The organism is Pseudochrobactrum kiredjianiae, from assembly GCF_030362795.1.
Classification (GTDB): Bacteria; Pseudomonadota; Alphaproteobacteria; order Rhizobiales; family Rhizobiaceae; genus Pseudochrobactrum; species Pseudochrobactrum kiredjianiae.
In genome coordinates this window covers 112451-127685 of the sequence record NZ_JAUCBM010000007.1, presented here as the reverse complement: position 1 = coordinate 127685, position 15235 = coordinate 112451, and the positions used below count along the sequence as shown (strand labels likewise).

The window sequence follows — 15235 nt, the reverse complement described above, 5'->3', positions numbered from 1 at the left end:
AAGTCTGTATGCGGGTCTGAAACCTGACCGGTTGCTAAAAAATACCGGCCGTAATTTTATATATAGGGTTTTGAGTGCGGCTGAGCAATATCAAGGCTGATATTCGTGATTTTCAGAGCATAGACTTGTCGAAACGGACGGCGCAATTGCGCCCGCGTGCTTTGGCCATATACAGCGCTTTATCGGCATGACGCGACAATTGTTCGCCGGTGCTTCCGTCTTGCGGCGTTAGCAATGTACCGATGCTGACGGCGGAGAAAATATCTTGCCCGCTGATTTTAAAAGGCAGGCGAAAGGCTTCAATCATGCGGTCGGCAATGAGTTGTAAATCCCTGTCATTTTGGACAGAAGGCAGAATAATGCAGAATTCATCGCCGCCGATCCGCACGGGAATATCATCAGCGCTGATGACAGAGCGTATTCTGTCGGCGGCTTGTTTCAGCAGGCGGTCGCCTGCCGGATGCCCGTAAGTATCATTGATGGTTTTGAAATTATCCATATCAAGCATAAGAATACCGGCAGATTGCTTGCTCTCGGTATGCTGGCGCAAAAACGGTGCGACATGCTCTTTTAGGGCGCGACGGTTGTAAAGCTGCGTCAATGGATCTGTAAGCGCATTTTTCCGTAACGTGACTTTATCACTCTGGAGCAGCGTGTTTTTACGTTGCAAACTGAGAAGCGCGCTGGCGAGTTGGGCAAAACTGCGCATTTCTGCGCACTGATGATTGTCGAAATCGCGTGGCTTGGTATCGATGACGCAGAGCGCGCCCAGTGTTAGTCCTTGGTCAATCTCCAGCGGGAAGCCGGCATAGAAGCGGAAACCTGGTTCACCGGTCACATAGGATTGCTGACGGAAGGCCGGATGAAGGCGCATATCGGGTACGATCAGTGGCTGACCGGAAAAGACGACATGGGTACAGCCGGACTTTTCTCGCGGGCAATCTTCTGCTTTGAGGCCGGATGTAGCAGCAATGCGTTGCCAGTCTTCATCGATGATTGTGACGGAACACGATGCTGCCTGAAAAATGTCCTGAACCAGTGTTGTCAGTATATTCAGCTCATCCGAGATGGTCAGTTCTGATGGCAGGAGGCTGCGAACAGAGACGAGGCGTTCAGTTTCATTAGCAGGAACGGCAAACGGATGAGGTGTATTCTGAATATTCAAGATATGTTCCAGATTTCTGCCGAAAGAGAAAGGTGGCGTGCCGGAATACGCAGGAGCAGATTATTTGCGCGCAGCGTTTTCCATCAGGGGGTCAGATTGTCCTCTAATATTAGGCTGTTCTTGCTTAAAAGAAAATCCAATAATCAGGGGCACGCTGACATATTCTTGAGAATGAGAATATGTGTTTGGATTTATTCTTCGGTCAGCATCAGGCCGTCGAACACATCAAGCAACGCATCTGAAATGGCGGAGCCGAGTTCGGAAGCTGTCTTAGCCAGTTCTTCATCATTCATGTCACGGGCAGCCATGGCCAGTGCCGCACCTTGTTGCGTAACAATTTCCTGTGCGCGCTGAATAGCCCAGAGTGCAAATTCACTGCGATTATCAATGGCGACGGTATCCATGAGTATGTCCTGAAAACGGGAAAGGGGAAGATATAATGATAGGGGCAAACTGAAGATACAAAAAAACCCGCTTAAGCGGGTGTTTTTTGTTAAAGACCTTGGTAGTAATCTTTATTTGGTGCCCAGAAGAGGACTCGAACCTCCACGCCCTTGCGAGCGCCAGCACCTGAAGCTGGTGCGTCTACCAATTCCGCCATCTGGGCGTTGAGTGACCGTTTAAAGGGCAGAGTGATTCATGTCAACGGCATTTCATCGAAAATTGCAGAAAATTTGTATTTTTTTGAAGTTTTTTTGTTTTTTCGTCTCAGGATGGAAAATAAAATTATTTCAACAGCTTACGCGTGTGTTGTTTTGCCCATTAAGCAAAGAAAAAAGCCGGAAACAGCGATGTATCCGGCTTTGATCTATTGCAGTTGAGTGCTTAAAATTATGCAGTCAGAACTTTTTTTGATGCAATGGTGCTGTCGGCGTTCAGTTCATAGACAATCGGCACGCCGGTATTCAGTTCCTGAGCAATAATTTCATCGCTGGTCAGGCCTTCAAGAGCCATAATCAATGCACGCAGGGAGTTGCCGTGTGCGGCAACCAGAACTTTTTCACCGCGCAGTACATGCGGTTGAATCGTGTGCAGATAATATGGCCATACGCGTGCGCCGGTATCGCGCAGGCTTTCGCCGCCCGGAGGTGGCACGTCATAAGAACGACGCCAGACGTGAACCTGTTCTTCACCCCATTTGGCGCGGGCATCATCTTTGTTGAGGCCGGAGAGATCGCCATAGTCGCGCTCATTCAGCGCGACATTGCGGATGGTCTGCAGGTCCGGCTGGTCGAGCTGATCGAGAATGTGCTGGCAGGTAATCTGCGCACGTGAAAGGTTCGATGTATAGGCGATGTCGAATTTGAGACCGGCGTCTTTCAGGCGCTGACCGGCCGCTTTGGCTTCCGCATGACCTTGTTCGGTGAGCGACGGATCGCGCCAGCCGGTAAACAGGTTTTTGAGGTTCCATTCGCTTTGACCATGACGGACAAGAACAAGGGTACGGGACATGAGATTATCTCCGGTTAGAACGCATCGTGAAGGACTATGAAACAGATGTGTAAGATGCGTGTTTCAGTTCAAAAACAAAATCTATGAGAGGGTTTAAAGGCCGAGTACATCGCGCATTGAATAAAGGCCAGGCTTTTTGCCGCGTCCCCACAGGCTAGCTGCAACGGCTCCTTCTGCAAAAACAGAACGTTCCTGCGCCTGATGGGTGAGGGTGATGCGCTCGGACGCGCCCGCAAACATCACTGAGTGTTCGCCGATGACGGAACCGCCGCGCAAAGTTGCAAAACCGATTGTGCCGTCTTCGCGTGCGCCGGTATGGCCATCGCGCACACGAACACTGTGATCGCTGAGGTTGATATCACGCCCTTGCGCTGCGGCTTCACCAAGCAAGAGTGCTGTGCCGGAAGGCGCATCCACTTTATGCTTGTGGTGCATTTCAAGGATTTCGATGTCGAAAGCTGAAGACGGCAGTGCGCGCGCCGCCTGTTCCACCAAAGCGGAGAGCAGATTAACGCCCAGACTCATATTGCCGGACTTGATAATTGTTGCATGACGCGCAGCGGCGCGGATTTTTTCCTCATCGTCTTCAGAGCACCCGGTGGTGCCGATGACATGGACAATACGCGCCTGCGCAGCCAAGGCTGCATAGACCAGTGTTGTTGCGGGTGTTGTGAAATCCAGCACACCTTCGGCTTCCGCAAAAATCGGCAACGGATCAGCTGAAATCAGGATGCCGTTTTTGCCTGCGCCTGCCATTTCACCTGCATCCTGCCCGATCAGCGCAGAGCCTTCACGAACGATCGCGCCGGATAGCACTGTTGCCGGATTGTCTGTGATCGCACGAATGAGTGCTTTACCCATGCGGCCTGAGGCGCCGGTTACAACAAGACGCATCGGAGCCGGGGAGCTCTGGGAGGTTGAAACAGATGCAGTCATCACTTATCCGATCAGAGGTTCATTTTGAGGGGCGGATTGCAGCTTGTAAAAACGTGCATAGACACCGTTCTCGATGGTGACGAGATCCGTATGACGGCCTTCTTCCACAATATTACCGGCTTCCATGACAATGATTTTATCTGCATTGACCACAGTGGAAAGACGATGAGCAATCACGATCGTTGTGTGATCCTTCATGATAGTTTCCAGCGCCTGCTGCACACGTTTCTCAGAATCATTGTCGAGCGCTGATGTTGCCTCATCCAGAAGCAGGATCGGTGCTTTGCGCACAATAGCGCGCGCAATAGACAGACGCTGACGCTGACCGCCTGAAAGCGTGACACCGTTTTCGCCTACCGGACTGTCATAACCGAGTGGCTGACGAATGATAAATTCATGCGCATTGGCCAGTTTTGCAGCCTCAACAATATCATCCTGCGAAGCATCCGGACGGCCATAGCGTATATTATCGGCAATCGTCCCTTCAAACAAATAAGGCTGCTGCGAAACATAGGCGATCGAGCGACGCAGCGAATTGACCGTCACGCCGGCAATATCCTGTTCGTCGATAAGAATGCGTCCGCTATCAACATCATAGAAGCGCTGCAGCAGGGTAATCAGAGTGGATTTGCCAGCGCCTGATGCCCCGACAATCGCGGTCGTTTCACCGGCTTTAGCAATAAAGCTGATCCCCTTGAGAACCTGCTGATATTCAGGGTTGTCTTTCGGATGATAGGCAAAATGCACATCAGCAAATTGTACTGTGCCTGCTTTAACCTGCAAGTCACAGGCATCAGGGCGGTCTGATTGCGCTGGCTTCAGATCGAGGATTTCATAAATCATCCGCGCATTGACCAGTGCACGTTCCAGACTGACCTGCAAACGTGCAAGACGACGTGCAGGATCATAGGCCAGCATCATTGATGTGATGAAAGCAAACATGGTGCCCGGCGGTTGCTGTTCAGCAATGGCGCGATAACCGGCATAGGCAATCACAGAGGCAATTGCGATACCGGCGAGGATTTCTGAGATCGGCGTAACACGCTCTGAAACGCTGGCGATTTTGTTGGAGCGGGCTTCTGCCTGCTCGATCAGTCCGTTGATTTTACCGCGCAGCTGATCTTCCATCGTGAAGGCTTTGACGATGGCAATACCTTGTGTCGTCTCCTGCATCGCGCCAAGCAAATGCGAGTTCAGATGCACGACCTCGCGGGTTACAGTGCGGATGCGGCGCGATACATAGGTTACGGTCAAAACCAGCGGAGGCGCAATCAATAGTGAGTAGAGCGACAGATAAGGCTCCTGATAAATCATAATACCAAGCAAGCCGATCAGCATCACTGCATCGCGGGCGACGGATGTTATAGTCATATTCATCAGGTCACGCATACCGCCGATATTCTGGTTGATTTGCGCGGCGAGATGACCGGAACGATGATCATTATAGAAATTCAGCCCCAGTTTCATCAGATGCGCGAAGACGCGCTTCTGATAAATGGCTGCCAGATTATTTCCGATTTTGGCGAGCTGTACCGCCTGAATATAGCTGCCGAGCCCGCGCATAATAAAAGCGAGCAGGATAGAACCGGCAATATAGATAATAAGGTCTGCGCGTTGCTTGTAAAAAATATCATTGATGACATCGCGCATAATATAACCGACAAAAACGGTTGCGCCTGAAATCATCAGAGAGCCAGCAATGGCTTTAGCATAAGAGATTTTGTGATCGGAAAAATTTTCAGAAAGCACACGACGGATCATCTGTGTGGTTTCTGCCGGATCGATCTTTTTCTTCTTTTTAAATAAACTCACGGTCAGGGATAATCCTGCTGCTGGTTATCGGAATTGACCATCAGGACTTGTTGTTCCTGTCAGTCATGCTTTTCTATAAAGCTGTAGAAAGCATTTGACCATGCCTTGTGTGAAAGCATGGTCAATTCAATTTAAGACTTTTCGTATAAGATAAACAGATCAGCGCCAGCGGCGGCCGTCCGTATGAATATCAAAACGGGACGGTGTACGGGCATAGGCTGAGAGACCGGCAATAGCGGCGCGCGGATGCGTAATCACATAGACAGGTATGGATTTAAGTATAAGCTGATGCGGCGCTTTATCTTCAAATGCTGCGCGGAAACTACCGGTACGAAGGGCGGAAAGAATACGCTGTGGGATGCCACCGGACAGATAAACACCGCCCTGTGCCATGAAGATCAAAGCGAGATCACCGGCCAGACGACCAAGATAAATCACGAAAAGCTCTAATGTCTCAGTAGCTTGCGGATTGCTCTTATCCAAAGCGGCATCCGTAATTTCGGCTGGCGTAATCAGGGTAGCGCTGATGCCGTCTGCCTGACAGATCGCCTGATAAATATGCTGCAAGCCACGGCCGCACAGAAGCTGTTCAGCAGAAACACGGCCGTCAATTTTTTCAATGAACGGGAAAATTTGCAGATCGCGCTCTGAGCGCGGGCCGAAATCCACATGGCCGCCTTCACCCGGAACCGGCACCCATGTCTGGCGCGAGCGGATCAGACCTGCAACGCCAAGGCCGGTGCCCGGTCCCAAAACGACACGCTTACCATTCGGATGGCTGGTTTCGCCGCCGATATTTTCCAGATGCTGCTCATCAAGCGACACAACGGCGAGAGCCTGCGCTTCAAAATCATTGAGGACGGTAATGTCCTGCAGATTGAACCGTTCCATCATCTGGCGGGGTTTAACCACCCAATGACAATTGGTCAGCGGAATTTCATCACCTTCTACCGGACCGGCAATGGCGATAACGGCTGATCGTGGTTGGATAGAGGTGTGATCCAGTACAACGGACTGAATGGCATCTTCCAGAGTTTCAAAATCTTTCGTCAGCAGAACCGGAAATTCTTTTGGCTCTGCATAGGAATCCACCAGAATGGCGAAGCGGGCATTGGTGCCGCCGATATCACCGATAAGGACAGGAAAAACAAAATTCGGATCGATATTTGGCATTGTTAATACTGCTTCTCACTCTGGTTATTTTCTGATGCAGTTCCGTGTGAAACCACACTAAATCGTTTTAATTGTATATCGGATGGACTGGCGGAAGAAAAGCGCATAGTTCCGCCAATCAAAGCACTATGGTTTTTCAGCAGGCAGCGGGACAGATGCAGGTGGTGTCGGTGGAGCAAAAGCCGGTGCCAGATCTGGTTGGAGTGCGGAAGCTTTTCCGCCATTCGCCAGACCGTAGGTCACTTCTTTCACAGAGGACGGAGCAGGTGCATTGAGCAAAGTTGCACAGGCCTGCGGCAGTTGTGAAACCATCATGACTTTCGGTGGCTTTGGTTTTTCACCAGGCTTGGCAGGTTTTGCCGGTTTCCACGGCTCATCGGTAAACCACCAGTCCAGTGGCTTGCCGCAACCATCATCTTTGCCGGTCGGTTCCTGTGGTTTGCAGTCCGGTGATCCGGCCTGACAACGCAGGCGAACATGGAAATGATAGTGATGACCCCAATAAGGGCGCACTTTTGCCAGCCAGCGACGATCACCGGTTACGGTTTCGCACAGTTGTTTCTTAATCCCCGGATGGACAAAAAGCCTCTCCACTTCCGGATAGCTTGCGGCATGTTTGAGCAGCGCGGTACGTGACGGTGTCCATTTATTCTGGTCAACATAAAGCGAATTTGGTTTGAGCATCGTAATCGCGCTCACATCCTCACGCTCCTGATTGGTGTAGCGGCGGTTTGGCATTGGCGATAACCAAATATCGGCATCAAGTCCAACCTGATGCGACGCATGACCGGTCAGCATCGGGCCGCCACGCGGCTGTGAAATATCGCCGACCAGCAGGCCGTTCCAGCCGGTCTTGGCGGCATCACGGGACAATTTATCCAGCAGAGCAATCAGGTTCGGGTGTCCCCAATTGCGGTTGCGGGACAGGCGCATCACCTGCCAGTTCGGACCGTCAACAGGCAATGCGACCGCACCGCTGATGCAGCCTTTGGAATAGAAGCCATAAGATTCCGGCGCTGTAACGGAGGGTAGTTTGACCGAGCCGAAAGCCTGTTTTGCAGGCTGATCAGCTTGTGCCGAAAATAATGCGCTGGCTGAAAGAGTTGCTGCCAGAGTGAGTCTCAACAGCATCGCTGAGAAGGAGCGGGGACGGAATGACATGAGAACAGGTTTCCGGTTATTCAATTCATATAAGCATAGCATCAACTGCGTTGCTCTAGAGCGTGTTGCGTTTAATCGTACCCACTGCGCTCGCTCTAGATTCTTTTAATTATCGCATGTTCGCGAACGCTAAATGAATACATTTAGCTGCGACATGCTTTAGAGCATTTTACAGTCAAGTTGGATCAACTTGGACAGTCCGTAAGAATGCGACAAACTAAAGAAACTAGAGCGAGCGCCATGATCTAATCTGAACGTAAACCGCTCTAGCTGGCAAGCGTAAAAATATCACAGGTGGTCAGTGTTCAGACACCTTCACCGTTTTGATGTAGTTTTTGCAAGCCTGTGCGATAGTTCGGATAGCGCAGAGTATAGTCTGTTGCTTTCAGCGCTGCGTTGGAAGCGCGTTTGCACTCCTGATAGAAGGAGCGTGCCATCGGGGTCAATTCTGCTGTTTCATAATTAATCGCTGGCGGTGGCGTAACTCCCAGCAAGTCCGCGGCATAGGAAATAATTTCATGTGCCGCTGCCGGTTCATCATCGGCAAGATTATAGATGCCGCCAAGAGTGTTAATGCTGAGATGTGCCAATGCACCGCCAATATCTTCAACATGGATGCGGTTGAAAACATGGTCTTTTTTGATCAGACGATGGGCGCGACCTTGTTTGATGCTGGCCAGAGCGTTGCGTGCCTGCCCCTGAAACGACGGGCCGTAAATACCGGCAATACGCAAAATCGCGCAGGCAATGTCTGTATTCTCAACCTGTGTCAGCCATTCTTTTTCAGCGGTTACGCGGGCAGCAGAGCGCGCGGAAAGCGGTTTTAGTTCTGAATTTTCATCGACCCATGCGCCCTGATAATCGCCGTAAACACCGATGGTTGAAAGATAGCTGATAAAGCGTGCTTGTGGCGCGTAATGCAGTAAGCCTTCCGGCATCAGGCGCAAAATCGGGTCTGTATCCTCAGCGCTGCCTGTCAGCGGCGCAACCGAGGAGACGATATGCGTTGCCTGATTTAACTCATCGAGCAATTGTGCATTCAAGCCCTGTTCTGCATCAAAAAAGACCGGATTGATACCAGCTTCGCGCAGCGCTTCTGCTTGCTCCGGGCGGCGGATAGTGCCGGTGACCGAGCGGATATTGGCTGCCGGATTTTGTCGCAGTGCCTCCACAAAATAATGCGCGGAATAGCCGGTACCAAACAGAAAAATATGCATTATTGGTCTTTCTCGTTCTGCGTTGAAGCATGCAGCCATTCTTCAATCACTTCCGCCTCTTGTTCAAGGGGAAGATACTGGTTTTTATGGCGTGAAAATTCCGGTTCCGATGCAAGGCGCGATAATGCCCAGACGGCAGCACCGCGGGTGACGGGCACCGGATCATCCAGCAATTGCTCAATGATCGGGAGATAGGCGGGATTATCTGAATTACCGGCTGCAATCAGAACATTGCGGATAAACCGGTCGCGACCGATACGCTTGACCGGTGAGCCGCTGAAGAGTGTGCGGAACGCCGGATCATCCAGCTGCAAAAGCTGTTCCAGCGGTGGTTCTTTCAACTCTTCACGCGCCTGTAATTTAGCCTCGCGGGACACTTGGGCAAATTTGTTCCACGGGCAGGCGGACAGGCAATCATCACACCCATAGATGCGGTTGCCCATCATGGCGCGGAATTCGTGCGGGATTGGCCCTTTATTCTCAATCGTGAGATAAGAAATGCAGCGCCGTGCATCAATCTGATAGGGCGCAGGAAAAGCGTTGGTCGGGCAGGCGTCGAGGCAGGCACGGCATTTGCCGCAGCTGTCTTTGCCAGTATGATCCGGTTCCAGATCAGCGGTCGTGAAAATCGAACCGAGAAACAGCCATGAGCCATAGTCACGACTGACCATATTGGTGTGTTTGCCCTGCCAGCCCATACCGGCAGACACGGCCAGCGGCTTTTCCATCACCGGCGCCGTATCTACAAAGACTTTCACCTCATGGCCGGTACGCGCAGCAAAGCGGCTGGCCATATGTTTGAGTTTGCCTTTGATAATATCGTGATAGTCGCGGTTCTGTGCATAGACCGAAATTGCGCCGCAGTCTTTTTTGTCTTGTAAGGCACGCGGATCATGGTCGGGGCCGTAATTCATCGCCAGCATGACGATGGAACGCACCTCATGCCACAACTCAGCTGGGTTTGAACGACGATCAGCCGTCTCCTCCAGCCATTCCATTGAGCCATGGTGGCCGCGATCCAGAAAATAGCGCAACCGCTGTGGTGCCTCAGGGATAGCATCCGGTGTGGTAATGGCCACAACATCAAAGCCGACCGCTGCCGCTTCTTCCATTAAAAAGCGTTTCAGACGGACAGCAGACGGCTCATCACTCTTGGGCAGCGGTTTCTTTGGTGTGTGATCAGAAATCGAGGTCGCCATAATGAGATGCCGGAAAAATGCCGCGTACGCGATCAGCGAGCAGCGGACGGAAAGAAGGACGGGATTTCATGCGTGCATACCATTCACGGGTAGCACGGTGCTCTGCCCATTCAATTTCACCTAAGTAATCCAGAACAGAGATGCCAGCGGCGGCTGCCATATCGGCATAGCTCGGCGTATCACCGGCCAGCCAGTTGCGTGTGGCGGCAAGCCAGTCAGTATAACGCAAATGCTGGCGGATATTAGCACGGGCTGCGCGAATTGCGGTGGAATCCGGTGCTGAGGAGCCCATTTCCTGCGACATCTGCAATTTGAATACGCGCTCGCGGGCAAGGTGGCGGGTGACTTCATTTTCAAATTTGATCAGAAACCAGTCAACGAGACGGCGCACTTCGGCGCGCTCCATCGGAGTTTCTGGCAGCAGGCGGCGGTTGCGTTTTAATGCGCCGCGTGTCTCGTCCATATATTCTGCAATCACAGTAGCACCGACAACCGGCCAGTCATTTTCAGCCAGCAAGACCGGCAGAGTGCCCGCCGGATTGAGCGCCAGAAACTCTTTTCTGCGTGACCACGGACGTTCCTCAATCATTTCCGCTTCCACGCCATATTCATTGAGAATAAGGCGGATATAACGGGAGGTTGTGGACATCGGATGGTGAAACAGCGTGAGCATGTGGGTCGATAGTACTTTCAGATGTGGCTGTTACCGGTCACGTCATGAGCAGAACCGGTAAGCAGCCTGAATGGTCTGTCAGCTTGCAGCTGATCTGTGAAGAAGGCAGACCTCAATGAAGGTCAATTCACAGGGTTTTAGCCTGAGCCGCAAGCGATTGGTAGATGGAGCCGCAGGCGAAAGAAAAATACAGTTGCGAAGCATTTCACGTAATTATAGGTGCTTCCTATAAATAATTAGTTAGGACGGGTGCGTTACATAGAAATGAAATGCATTTTGAGTACAAACATTTGAACAGGCTAAATTTAAGGCAGGGCAAATGTTTTTATTCACTTTCAGCTTGCTGACAGGTTCTCTGTATAAAACAGCTACTTAAAGCCTGTCAGATCCGGCAGCAATATTGAGATAACGCAGACAAAGGTATTCGGCATTATGGACGCATGGGCAATATTCGAGGCTGCGATTCTCGGTCTTCTGGAAGGTCTGACAGAGTTCCTGCCGGTCTCGTCTACGGGCCATCTTTTGCTGGCGGGGCATTTTTTAGGCTTTGAATCCACCGGACGCACTTTTGAAGTGCTGATTCAGCTGGGCGCTATTCTCGCAATTTTAAGTGTTTATTTCGGGCGTTTGTGGAAATTGATCACTGATTTGCCGCGTGATGCAGGCGCAAGGCGTTTTGTGGGGGGCATTCTGCTGGCATTTTTGCCTGCGGCAGTGATCGGTGCTTTTGCACATAGCTATATCAAACAGGTTTTGTTTGAGACGCCGATGCTGGTGTGTATCATGCTGATTGCCGGCGGGTTTATTTTGCTGTGGGTTGATCGTCTGCCGCTGCGCCCGCGCTATAATGATGTGACGCAATATCCGCTGAAAATGTGTTTCGCGATTGGTGCTGTGCAGTGTCTGGCCATGATTCCGGGTGTATCGCGTTCCGGTTCCACCATTGTCGGCGCTTTGCTGATGGGTTCGGATAAACGCTCTGCGGCAGAGTTTTCATTCTTTCTGGCAATGCCGACAATGGCCGGTGCTTTTGCCTATGATCTTTATAAAAACCACGCATTGCTCTCAACCAATGACATGGCGCAGATCGGTATCGGCTTTGCCGCGGCCTTTATTTCCGGTGTGATTGTTGTGCGTTATCTGCTGGATTATGTGTCCCGTCACGGTTTTGCGGTATTCGCCTGGTGGCGCCTGATTGTAGGTTCTGCCGGACTGGCTGCATTACTGGTTTGGGGCTGAGGTTTCAAAACAATATAAGCGTGATACAGAAAAGGCCCCGTAATGGGGCCTTTGTTTTATTCGGGTAATAAGGTCTGGATTAGCGTGCCAGACTTGCTTTGTCATACTGACCCAGCGCACGGTAGCGCCAGAGATAAGACGGCAGGATCGCATCCACAGCCTGAGGTTTGATGCCCAGACCTTCCAATGTCAGATCAGCATCGGCGGCTTCTTGTGAAACCACATTATTGCTTTTCAGCAGTTTAACATGGTCGCTGGTCAGCGGTGGATTTGGCAGCAGGCCGAGAATTTTGCCCTGCAGGCTCGCAACCCACCAAGGCAGATTGATAAACATGCGTTTGCGACCAATCACTTCTAGCGACAGTTCCATGCAACGACGCAGTGTCAGCACTTCTGCACCGCCCAGCTCGTAGGTCTTGCCGGACTGCAATTTACCTTCCACTGCACGGGCAATAACTTCAGCCACATCGCCGACATAAACCGGCTGGAACTGTGTTTTGCCGCCGCCGATCAAAGGCATGAATGGCGAGAAACGCGACATGCTGGAGAATTTATTGAAGAACTGATCTTCAGGGCCGAAAACAACACTCGGACGCAGAATAATTGCATCCGGTTTAATGCTCAGTACTTGACGTTCAGCTTCGGCCTTGGTGCGGGCATATTCCGATGCGCTTTTCAGGTCTGCACCGAGTGCAGACATATGCAACAGCGGCAGACCGGCAGCTGCGACCACTTCGGCTACGTGTTTTGCACCAATTGCATGCACAGTGTTGAAGCGCTGTTTACCGCTTTCAGACAGGATGCCGACCAGATTGACCACATAGTCCGCACCTTTGACAGCACGTTCAATTGACCAGCGATGACGGATATTGGCCTGTACCAGCTGGATTTGACCGATATTGCCGAGCGGCTGCATATAATAGGCAACTTCCGGCTTACGCACAGCAACGCGGACGCGAAAGCCGCGACGTGCCAGTGCATCAACCACATGACGCCCGACAAAGCCTGAGCCGCCGAAAACTGTAACCAGCTTTGGGGATGTACGGTGATTAAGCGTTTGCGTGTCCATGACCTGTCTCCTGCGCCGGTCCTATTGCGGCATTCTACGACTCTTAAGGCTACTGCTTATCAGTGTTATGCCCGCAGAACCGTAAACTCTTTCATGCTGTTGCTTAAAGCTTTTAAGCGCATTACCAGCTTTTTGCACCGCTTTACTGGTTTTTTGCTGCTTCGCAAAGGGGACATAATGCTCCATACCCCGAAAGATTGAACTTTAAGCCCTGATTTGCCCCGATTTGCACGAAACCCCTTTGCCTTTGCGCAATTCTGCTGCTAAATCGCGCGCATGAGCACACCACTTGACCATATCCGGAATTTTTCCATCGTCGCCCATATTGATCATGGGAAGTCGACCCTTGCCGACCGTCTGATTCAGCAGACCGGTGGCCTTGAAAATCGTGAGATGAAAGAGCAGGTGCTCGACTCGATGGAAATCGAGCGCGAGCGCGGCATCACGATCAAGGCGCAGACCGTGCGTTTGAATTATCGTGCGAAAAATGGTGAGGACTATGTTCTCAACCTGATCGACACACCGGGACACGTTGACTTTGCCTATGAAGTTTCCCGCTCGCTTGCGGCCTGTGAAGGCTCGCTGCTGGTGGTTGATGCCTCACAGGGCGTGGAAGCGCAGACACTGGCCAATGTTTATCAGGCGATCGACAATAATCACGATCTGGTTGTTGTGCTGAATAAGATTGATCTCCCTGCAGCTGATCCTGACCGCGTGAAAGAACAGGTTGAAGATGTGATCGGTATCGATGCATCGGATGCTGTTATGATTTCCGCTAAAAGCGGCATCGGTATTCCTGATGTACTGGAAGCGATTGTTAATCGTCTGCCGGCACCGAAAGAGGGCGATCGCGATGCGCCGCTCAAAGCCATGCTGGTGGATAGCTGGTATGACACTTATCTCGGCGTGATCGTGCTGGTGCGCATTATTGATGGCGTGCTGAAAAAAGGCCAGACCATCCGTATGATGGGCACGGGTGCTAAATATCCGGTAGAGCGCGTCGGCGTTTTTACACCAAAAATGCTATCCGTTGAGGATTTGGGGCCGGGTGAACTTGGTTTTATCACCGCTTCGATTAAGGAAGTTGCGGATACCCGCGTTGGTGATACGATCACTGAGGACAAGCGCCCGACAGCCAATATGCTGACAGGCTTTAAACCGGCGCAGCCGGTGGTGTTCTGCGGCCTGTTTCCTGTGGATGCGGCTGATTTTGAAGACCTGCGTGGCGCTATGGGCAAGCTGCGTCTCAATGATGCGAGCTTCTCCTTTGAGATGGAAACATCGGCGGCGCTGGGCTTTGGTTTCCGCTGCGGGTTCTTGGGGCTGTTGCATCTTGAAATCATTCAGGAACGCCTTGAGCGCGAGTTCAATCTTGATCTGATTGCAACCGCACCATCGGTTGTCTATCGCATGAATATGCTCGACGGTTCGGTGAAAGAACTGCACAATCCGGCGGATATGCCGGATGTGGTGAAAATCACTTCCATCGAAGAGCCTTGGATTAAGGCGACAATTCTGACGCCGGATGAATATCTGGGTTCGATCCTGAAACTCTGTCAGGAGCGTCGCGGTATTCAGGTGGATCTGTCCTATGTCGGCCCGCGTGCGATGGTGACTTATGAACTGCCACTCAACGAAGTGGTGTTTGATTTCTACGATCGTCTGAAGTCGATTTCTAAGGGTTATGCTTCTTTCGACTATAATCTGTCGGAATATAAAGAAGGCGATCTGGTGAAAATGTCGATCCTCGTCAATGACGAGCCGGTTGACGCGCTTTCGATGCTGGTACACCGCTCGGCTGCTGAAAAACGCGGTCGTGTGATGTGTGAGAAGCTGAAAGAACTGATCCCGCAGCATATGTTCAAGATTCCGATTCAGGCGGCAATCGGCGGACGTATCGTGGCGCGTGAGACCATTTCGGCTCTGCGTAAAGACGTGACAGCGAAATGTTACGGCGGCGATATCTCGCGTAAGCGCAAACTTCTGGATAAACAGAAGGAAGGTAAGAAGCGCATGCGTCAGTTCGGTAAAGTGGAAATTCCTCAGGAAGCTTTCATTCAGGCGCTTAAAATGGGTGATGAATAATCACTTCAAAATAACAGTTTTTACAGACCCGCCTTTTGGCGGGTTTGCTTTAAC

The 15235-nt window shown here is 51.4% G+C and carries 13 protein-coding genes and 1 tRNA gene; 2 read left to right on the top strand and 12 right to left on the bottom strand.

Annotated elements, in window-relative coordinates; genetic code table 11:
• Positions 1 to 112: 112 nt before the first annotated feature.
• The 11 genes from QUF18_RS14385 to QUF18_RS14335 all read right to left on the bottom strand — a co-directional run bounded on the left by QUF18_RS14385 (position 113) and on the right by QUF18_RS14335 (position 10788).
• Positions 113 to 1165, bottom strand: a complete 1053-nt coding sequence (locus QUF18_RS14385) for a sensor domain-containing diguanylate cyclase (RefSeq protein ID WP_289387922.1) — start codon at positions 1163 to 1165, stop codon at positions 113 to 115.
• Positions 1166 to 1356: 191 nt separating this feature from the next.
• Positions 1357 to 1569, bottom strand: coding sequence for a hypothetical protein (locus tag QUF18_RS14380; RefSeq protein WP_289387921.1), 213 nt, complete (start codon positions 1567 to 1569; stop codon positions 1357 to 1359).
• Positions 1570 to 1685: 116 nt separating this feature from the next.
• Positions 1686 to 1772 (bottom strand) — tRNA-Leu (locus QUF18_RS14375).
• A gap of 224 nt (positions 1773 to 1996) precedes the next feature.
• Entirely contained in the window at positions 1997 to 2617 is a 621-nt protein-coding gene (locus QUF18_RS14370; protein WP_289387920.1) for a 2,3-bisphosphoglycerate-dependent phosphoglycerate mutase, read from the bottom strand.
• Between the two features lie 93 nt (positions 2618 to 2710).
• Complete coding sequence (dapB, locus tag QUF18_RS14365) at positions 2711 to 3511, bottom strand: 4-hydroxy-tetrahydrodipicolinate reductase (protein WP_289387955.1); 801 nt, start codon at positions 3509 to 3511, stop codon at positions 2711 to 2713.
• 45 nt (positions 3512 to 3556) lie between these two features.
• Entirely contained in the window at positions 3557 to 5365 is a 1809-nt protein-coding gene (locus tag QUF18_RS14360) for an ABC transporter ATP-binding protein (protein ID WP_289387919.1), read from the bottom strand.
• Between the two features lie 159 nt (positions 5366 to 5524).
• Positions 5525 to 6538 carry a glucokinase gene (locus QUF18_RS14355; RefSeq protein ID WP_289387918.1) on the bottom strand — a complete coding sequence of 338 codons (1014 nt, stop codon included), beginning with the start codon at positions 6536 to 6538 and terminating at the stop codon, positions 5525 to 5527.
• Positions 6539 to 6664: 126 nt separating this feature from the next.
• The gene (gene mepA, locus QUF18_RS14350) at positions 6665 to 7669 is read right to left on the bottom strand and encodes a penicillin-insensitive murein endopeptidase (protein WP_374807177.1); all 1005 of its coding nucleotides are present in this window, start codon (positions 7667 to 7669) and stop codon (positions 6665 to 6667) included.
• A 335-nt stretch (positions 7670 to 8004) separates the two neighbouring features.
• Complete coding sequence (locus QUF18_RS14345) at positions 8005 to 8916, bottom strand: NAD-dependent epimerase/dehydratase family protein (protein WP_289387916.1); 912 nt, start codon at positions 8914 to 8916, stop codon at positions 8005 to 8007.
• Positions 8916 to 10115, bottom strand: a complete 1200-nt coding sequence (gene queG, locus QUF18_RS14340; protein WP_289387915.1) for a tRNA epoxyqueuosine(34) reductase QueG — start codon at positions 10113 to 10115, stop codon at positions 8916 to 8918. The genes QUF18_RS14345 and queG overlap by 1 nt, the downstream gene beginning before the upstream one ends.
• Positions 10096 to 10788 carry a glutathione S-transferase family protein gene (locus tag QUF18_RS14335; RefSeq protein WP_289387914.1) on the bottom strand — a complete coding sequence of 231 codons (693 nt, stop codon included), beginning with the start codon at positions 10786 to 10788 and terminating at the stop codon, positions 10096 to 10098. The genes queG and QUF18_RS14335 overlap by 20 nt, the downstream gene beginning before the upstream one ends.
• A 432-nt stretch (positions 10789 to 11220) precedes the next feature.
• Here QUF18_RS14335 and QUF18_RS14330 point away from each other — a divergent pair, with 432 nt between their 5' ends.
• The gene (locus QUF18_RS14330; protein WP_289387912.1) at positions 11221 to 12027 is read left to right on the top strand and encodes an undecaprenyl-diphosphate phosphatase; all 807 of its coding nucleotides are present in this window, start codon (positions 11221 to 11223) and stop codon (positions 12025 to 12027) included.
• Positions 12028 to 12106: 79 nt separating this feature from the next.
• Here the strand turns inward: QUF18_RS14330 and QUF18_RS14325 are convergent, their stop codons facing one another.
• Positions 12107 to 13096: a complex I NDUFA9 subunit family protein gene (locus QUF18_RS14325; protein WP_289387911.1), complete on the bottom strand. Its 990-nt coding sequence runs from the start codon at positions 13094 to 13096 to the stop codon at positions 12107 to 12109.
• 276 nt (positions 13097 to 13372) lie between these two features.
• Between QUF18_RS14325 and lepA the strand changes: the two genes are divergently transcribed.
• Positions 13373 to 15181, top strand: coding sequence for a translation elongation factor 4 (gene lepA / locus QUF18_RS14320; RefSeq protein WP_289387910.1), 1809 nt, complete (start codon positions 13373 to 13375; stop codon positions 15179 to 15181).
• The last annotated feature ends 54 nt before the right edge of the window (positions 15182 to 15235 follow it).

Excerpts from the sequence above, each read along its gene's own strand:
- QUF18_RS14380 (WP_289387921.1), bottom strand. The coding sequence starts at position 1,569 with ATGGATACCGTCGCCATTGATAATCGCAGTGAATTTGCACTCTGGGCT.
- QUF18_RS14370 (WP_289387920.1), bottom strand. The coding sequence starts at position 2,617 with ATGTCCCGTACCCTTGTTCTTGTCCGTCATGGTCAAAGCGAATGGAAC.
- dapB (WP_289387955.1), bottom strand. The coding sequence starts at position 3,511 with ATGCGTCTTGTTGTAACCGGCGCCTCAGGCCGCATGGGTAAAGCACTC.
- QUF18_RS14355 (WP_289387918.1), bottom strand. The coding sequence starts at position 6,538 with ATGCCAAATATCGATCCGAATTTTGTTTTTCCTGTCCTTATCGGTGAT.
- mepA (WP_374807177.1), bottom strand. The coding sequence starts at position 7,669 with ATGCTGTTGAGACTCACTCTGGCAGCAACTCTTTCAGCCAGCGCATTA.
- QUF18_RS14345 (WP_289387916.1), bottom strand. The coding sequence starts at position 8,916 with ATGCATATTTTTCTGTTTGGTACCGGCTATTCCGCGCATTATTTTGTG.
- queG (WP_289387915.1), bottom strand. The coding sequence starts at position 10,115 with ATGGCGACCTCGATTTCTGATCACACACCAAAGAAACCGCTGCCCAAG.
- QUF18_RS14335 (WP_289387914.1), bottom strand. The coding sequence starts at position 10,788 with ATGCTCACGCTGTTTCACCATCCGATGTCCACAACCTCCCGTTATATC.
- QUF18_RS14330 (WP_289387912.1), top strand. The coding sequence starts at position 11,221 with ATGGACGCATGGGCAATATTCGAGGCTGCGATTCTCGGTCTTCTGGAA.
- QUF18_RS14325 (WP_289387911.1), bottom strand. The coding sequence starts at position 13,096 with ATGGACACGCAAACGCTTAATCACCGTACATCCCCAAAGCTGGTTACA.
- lepA (WP_289387910.1), top strand. The coding sequence starts at position 13,373 with ATGAGCACACCACTTGACCATATCCGGAATTTTTCCATCGTCGCCCAT.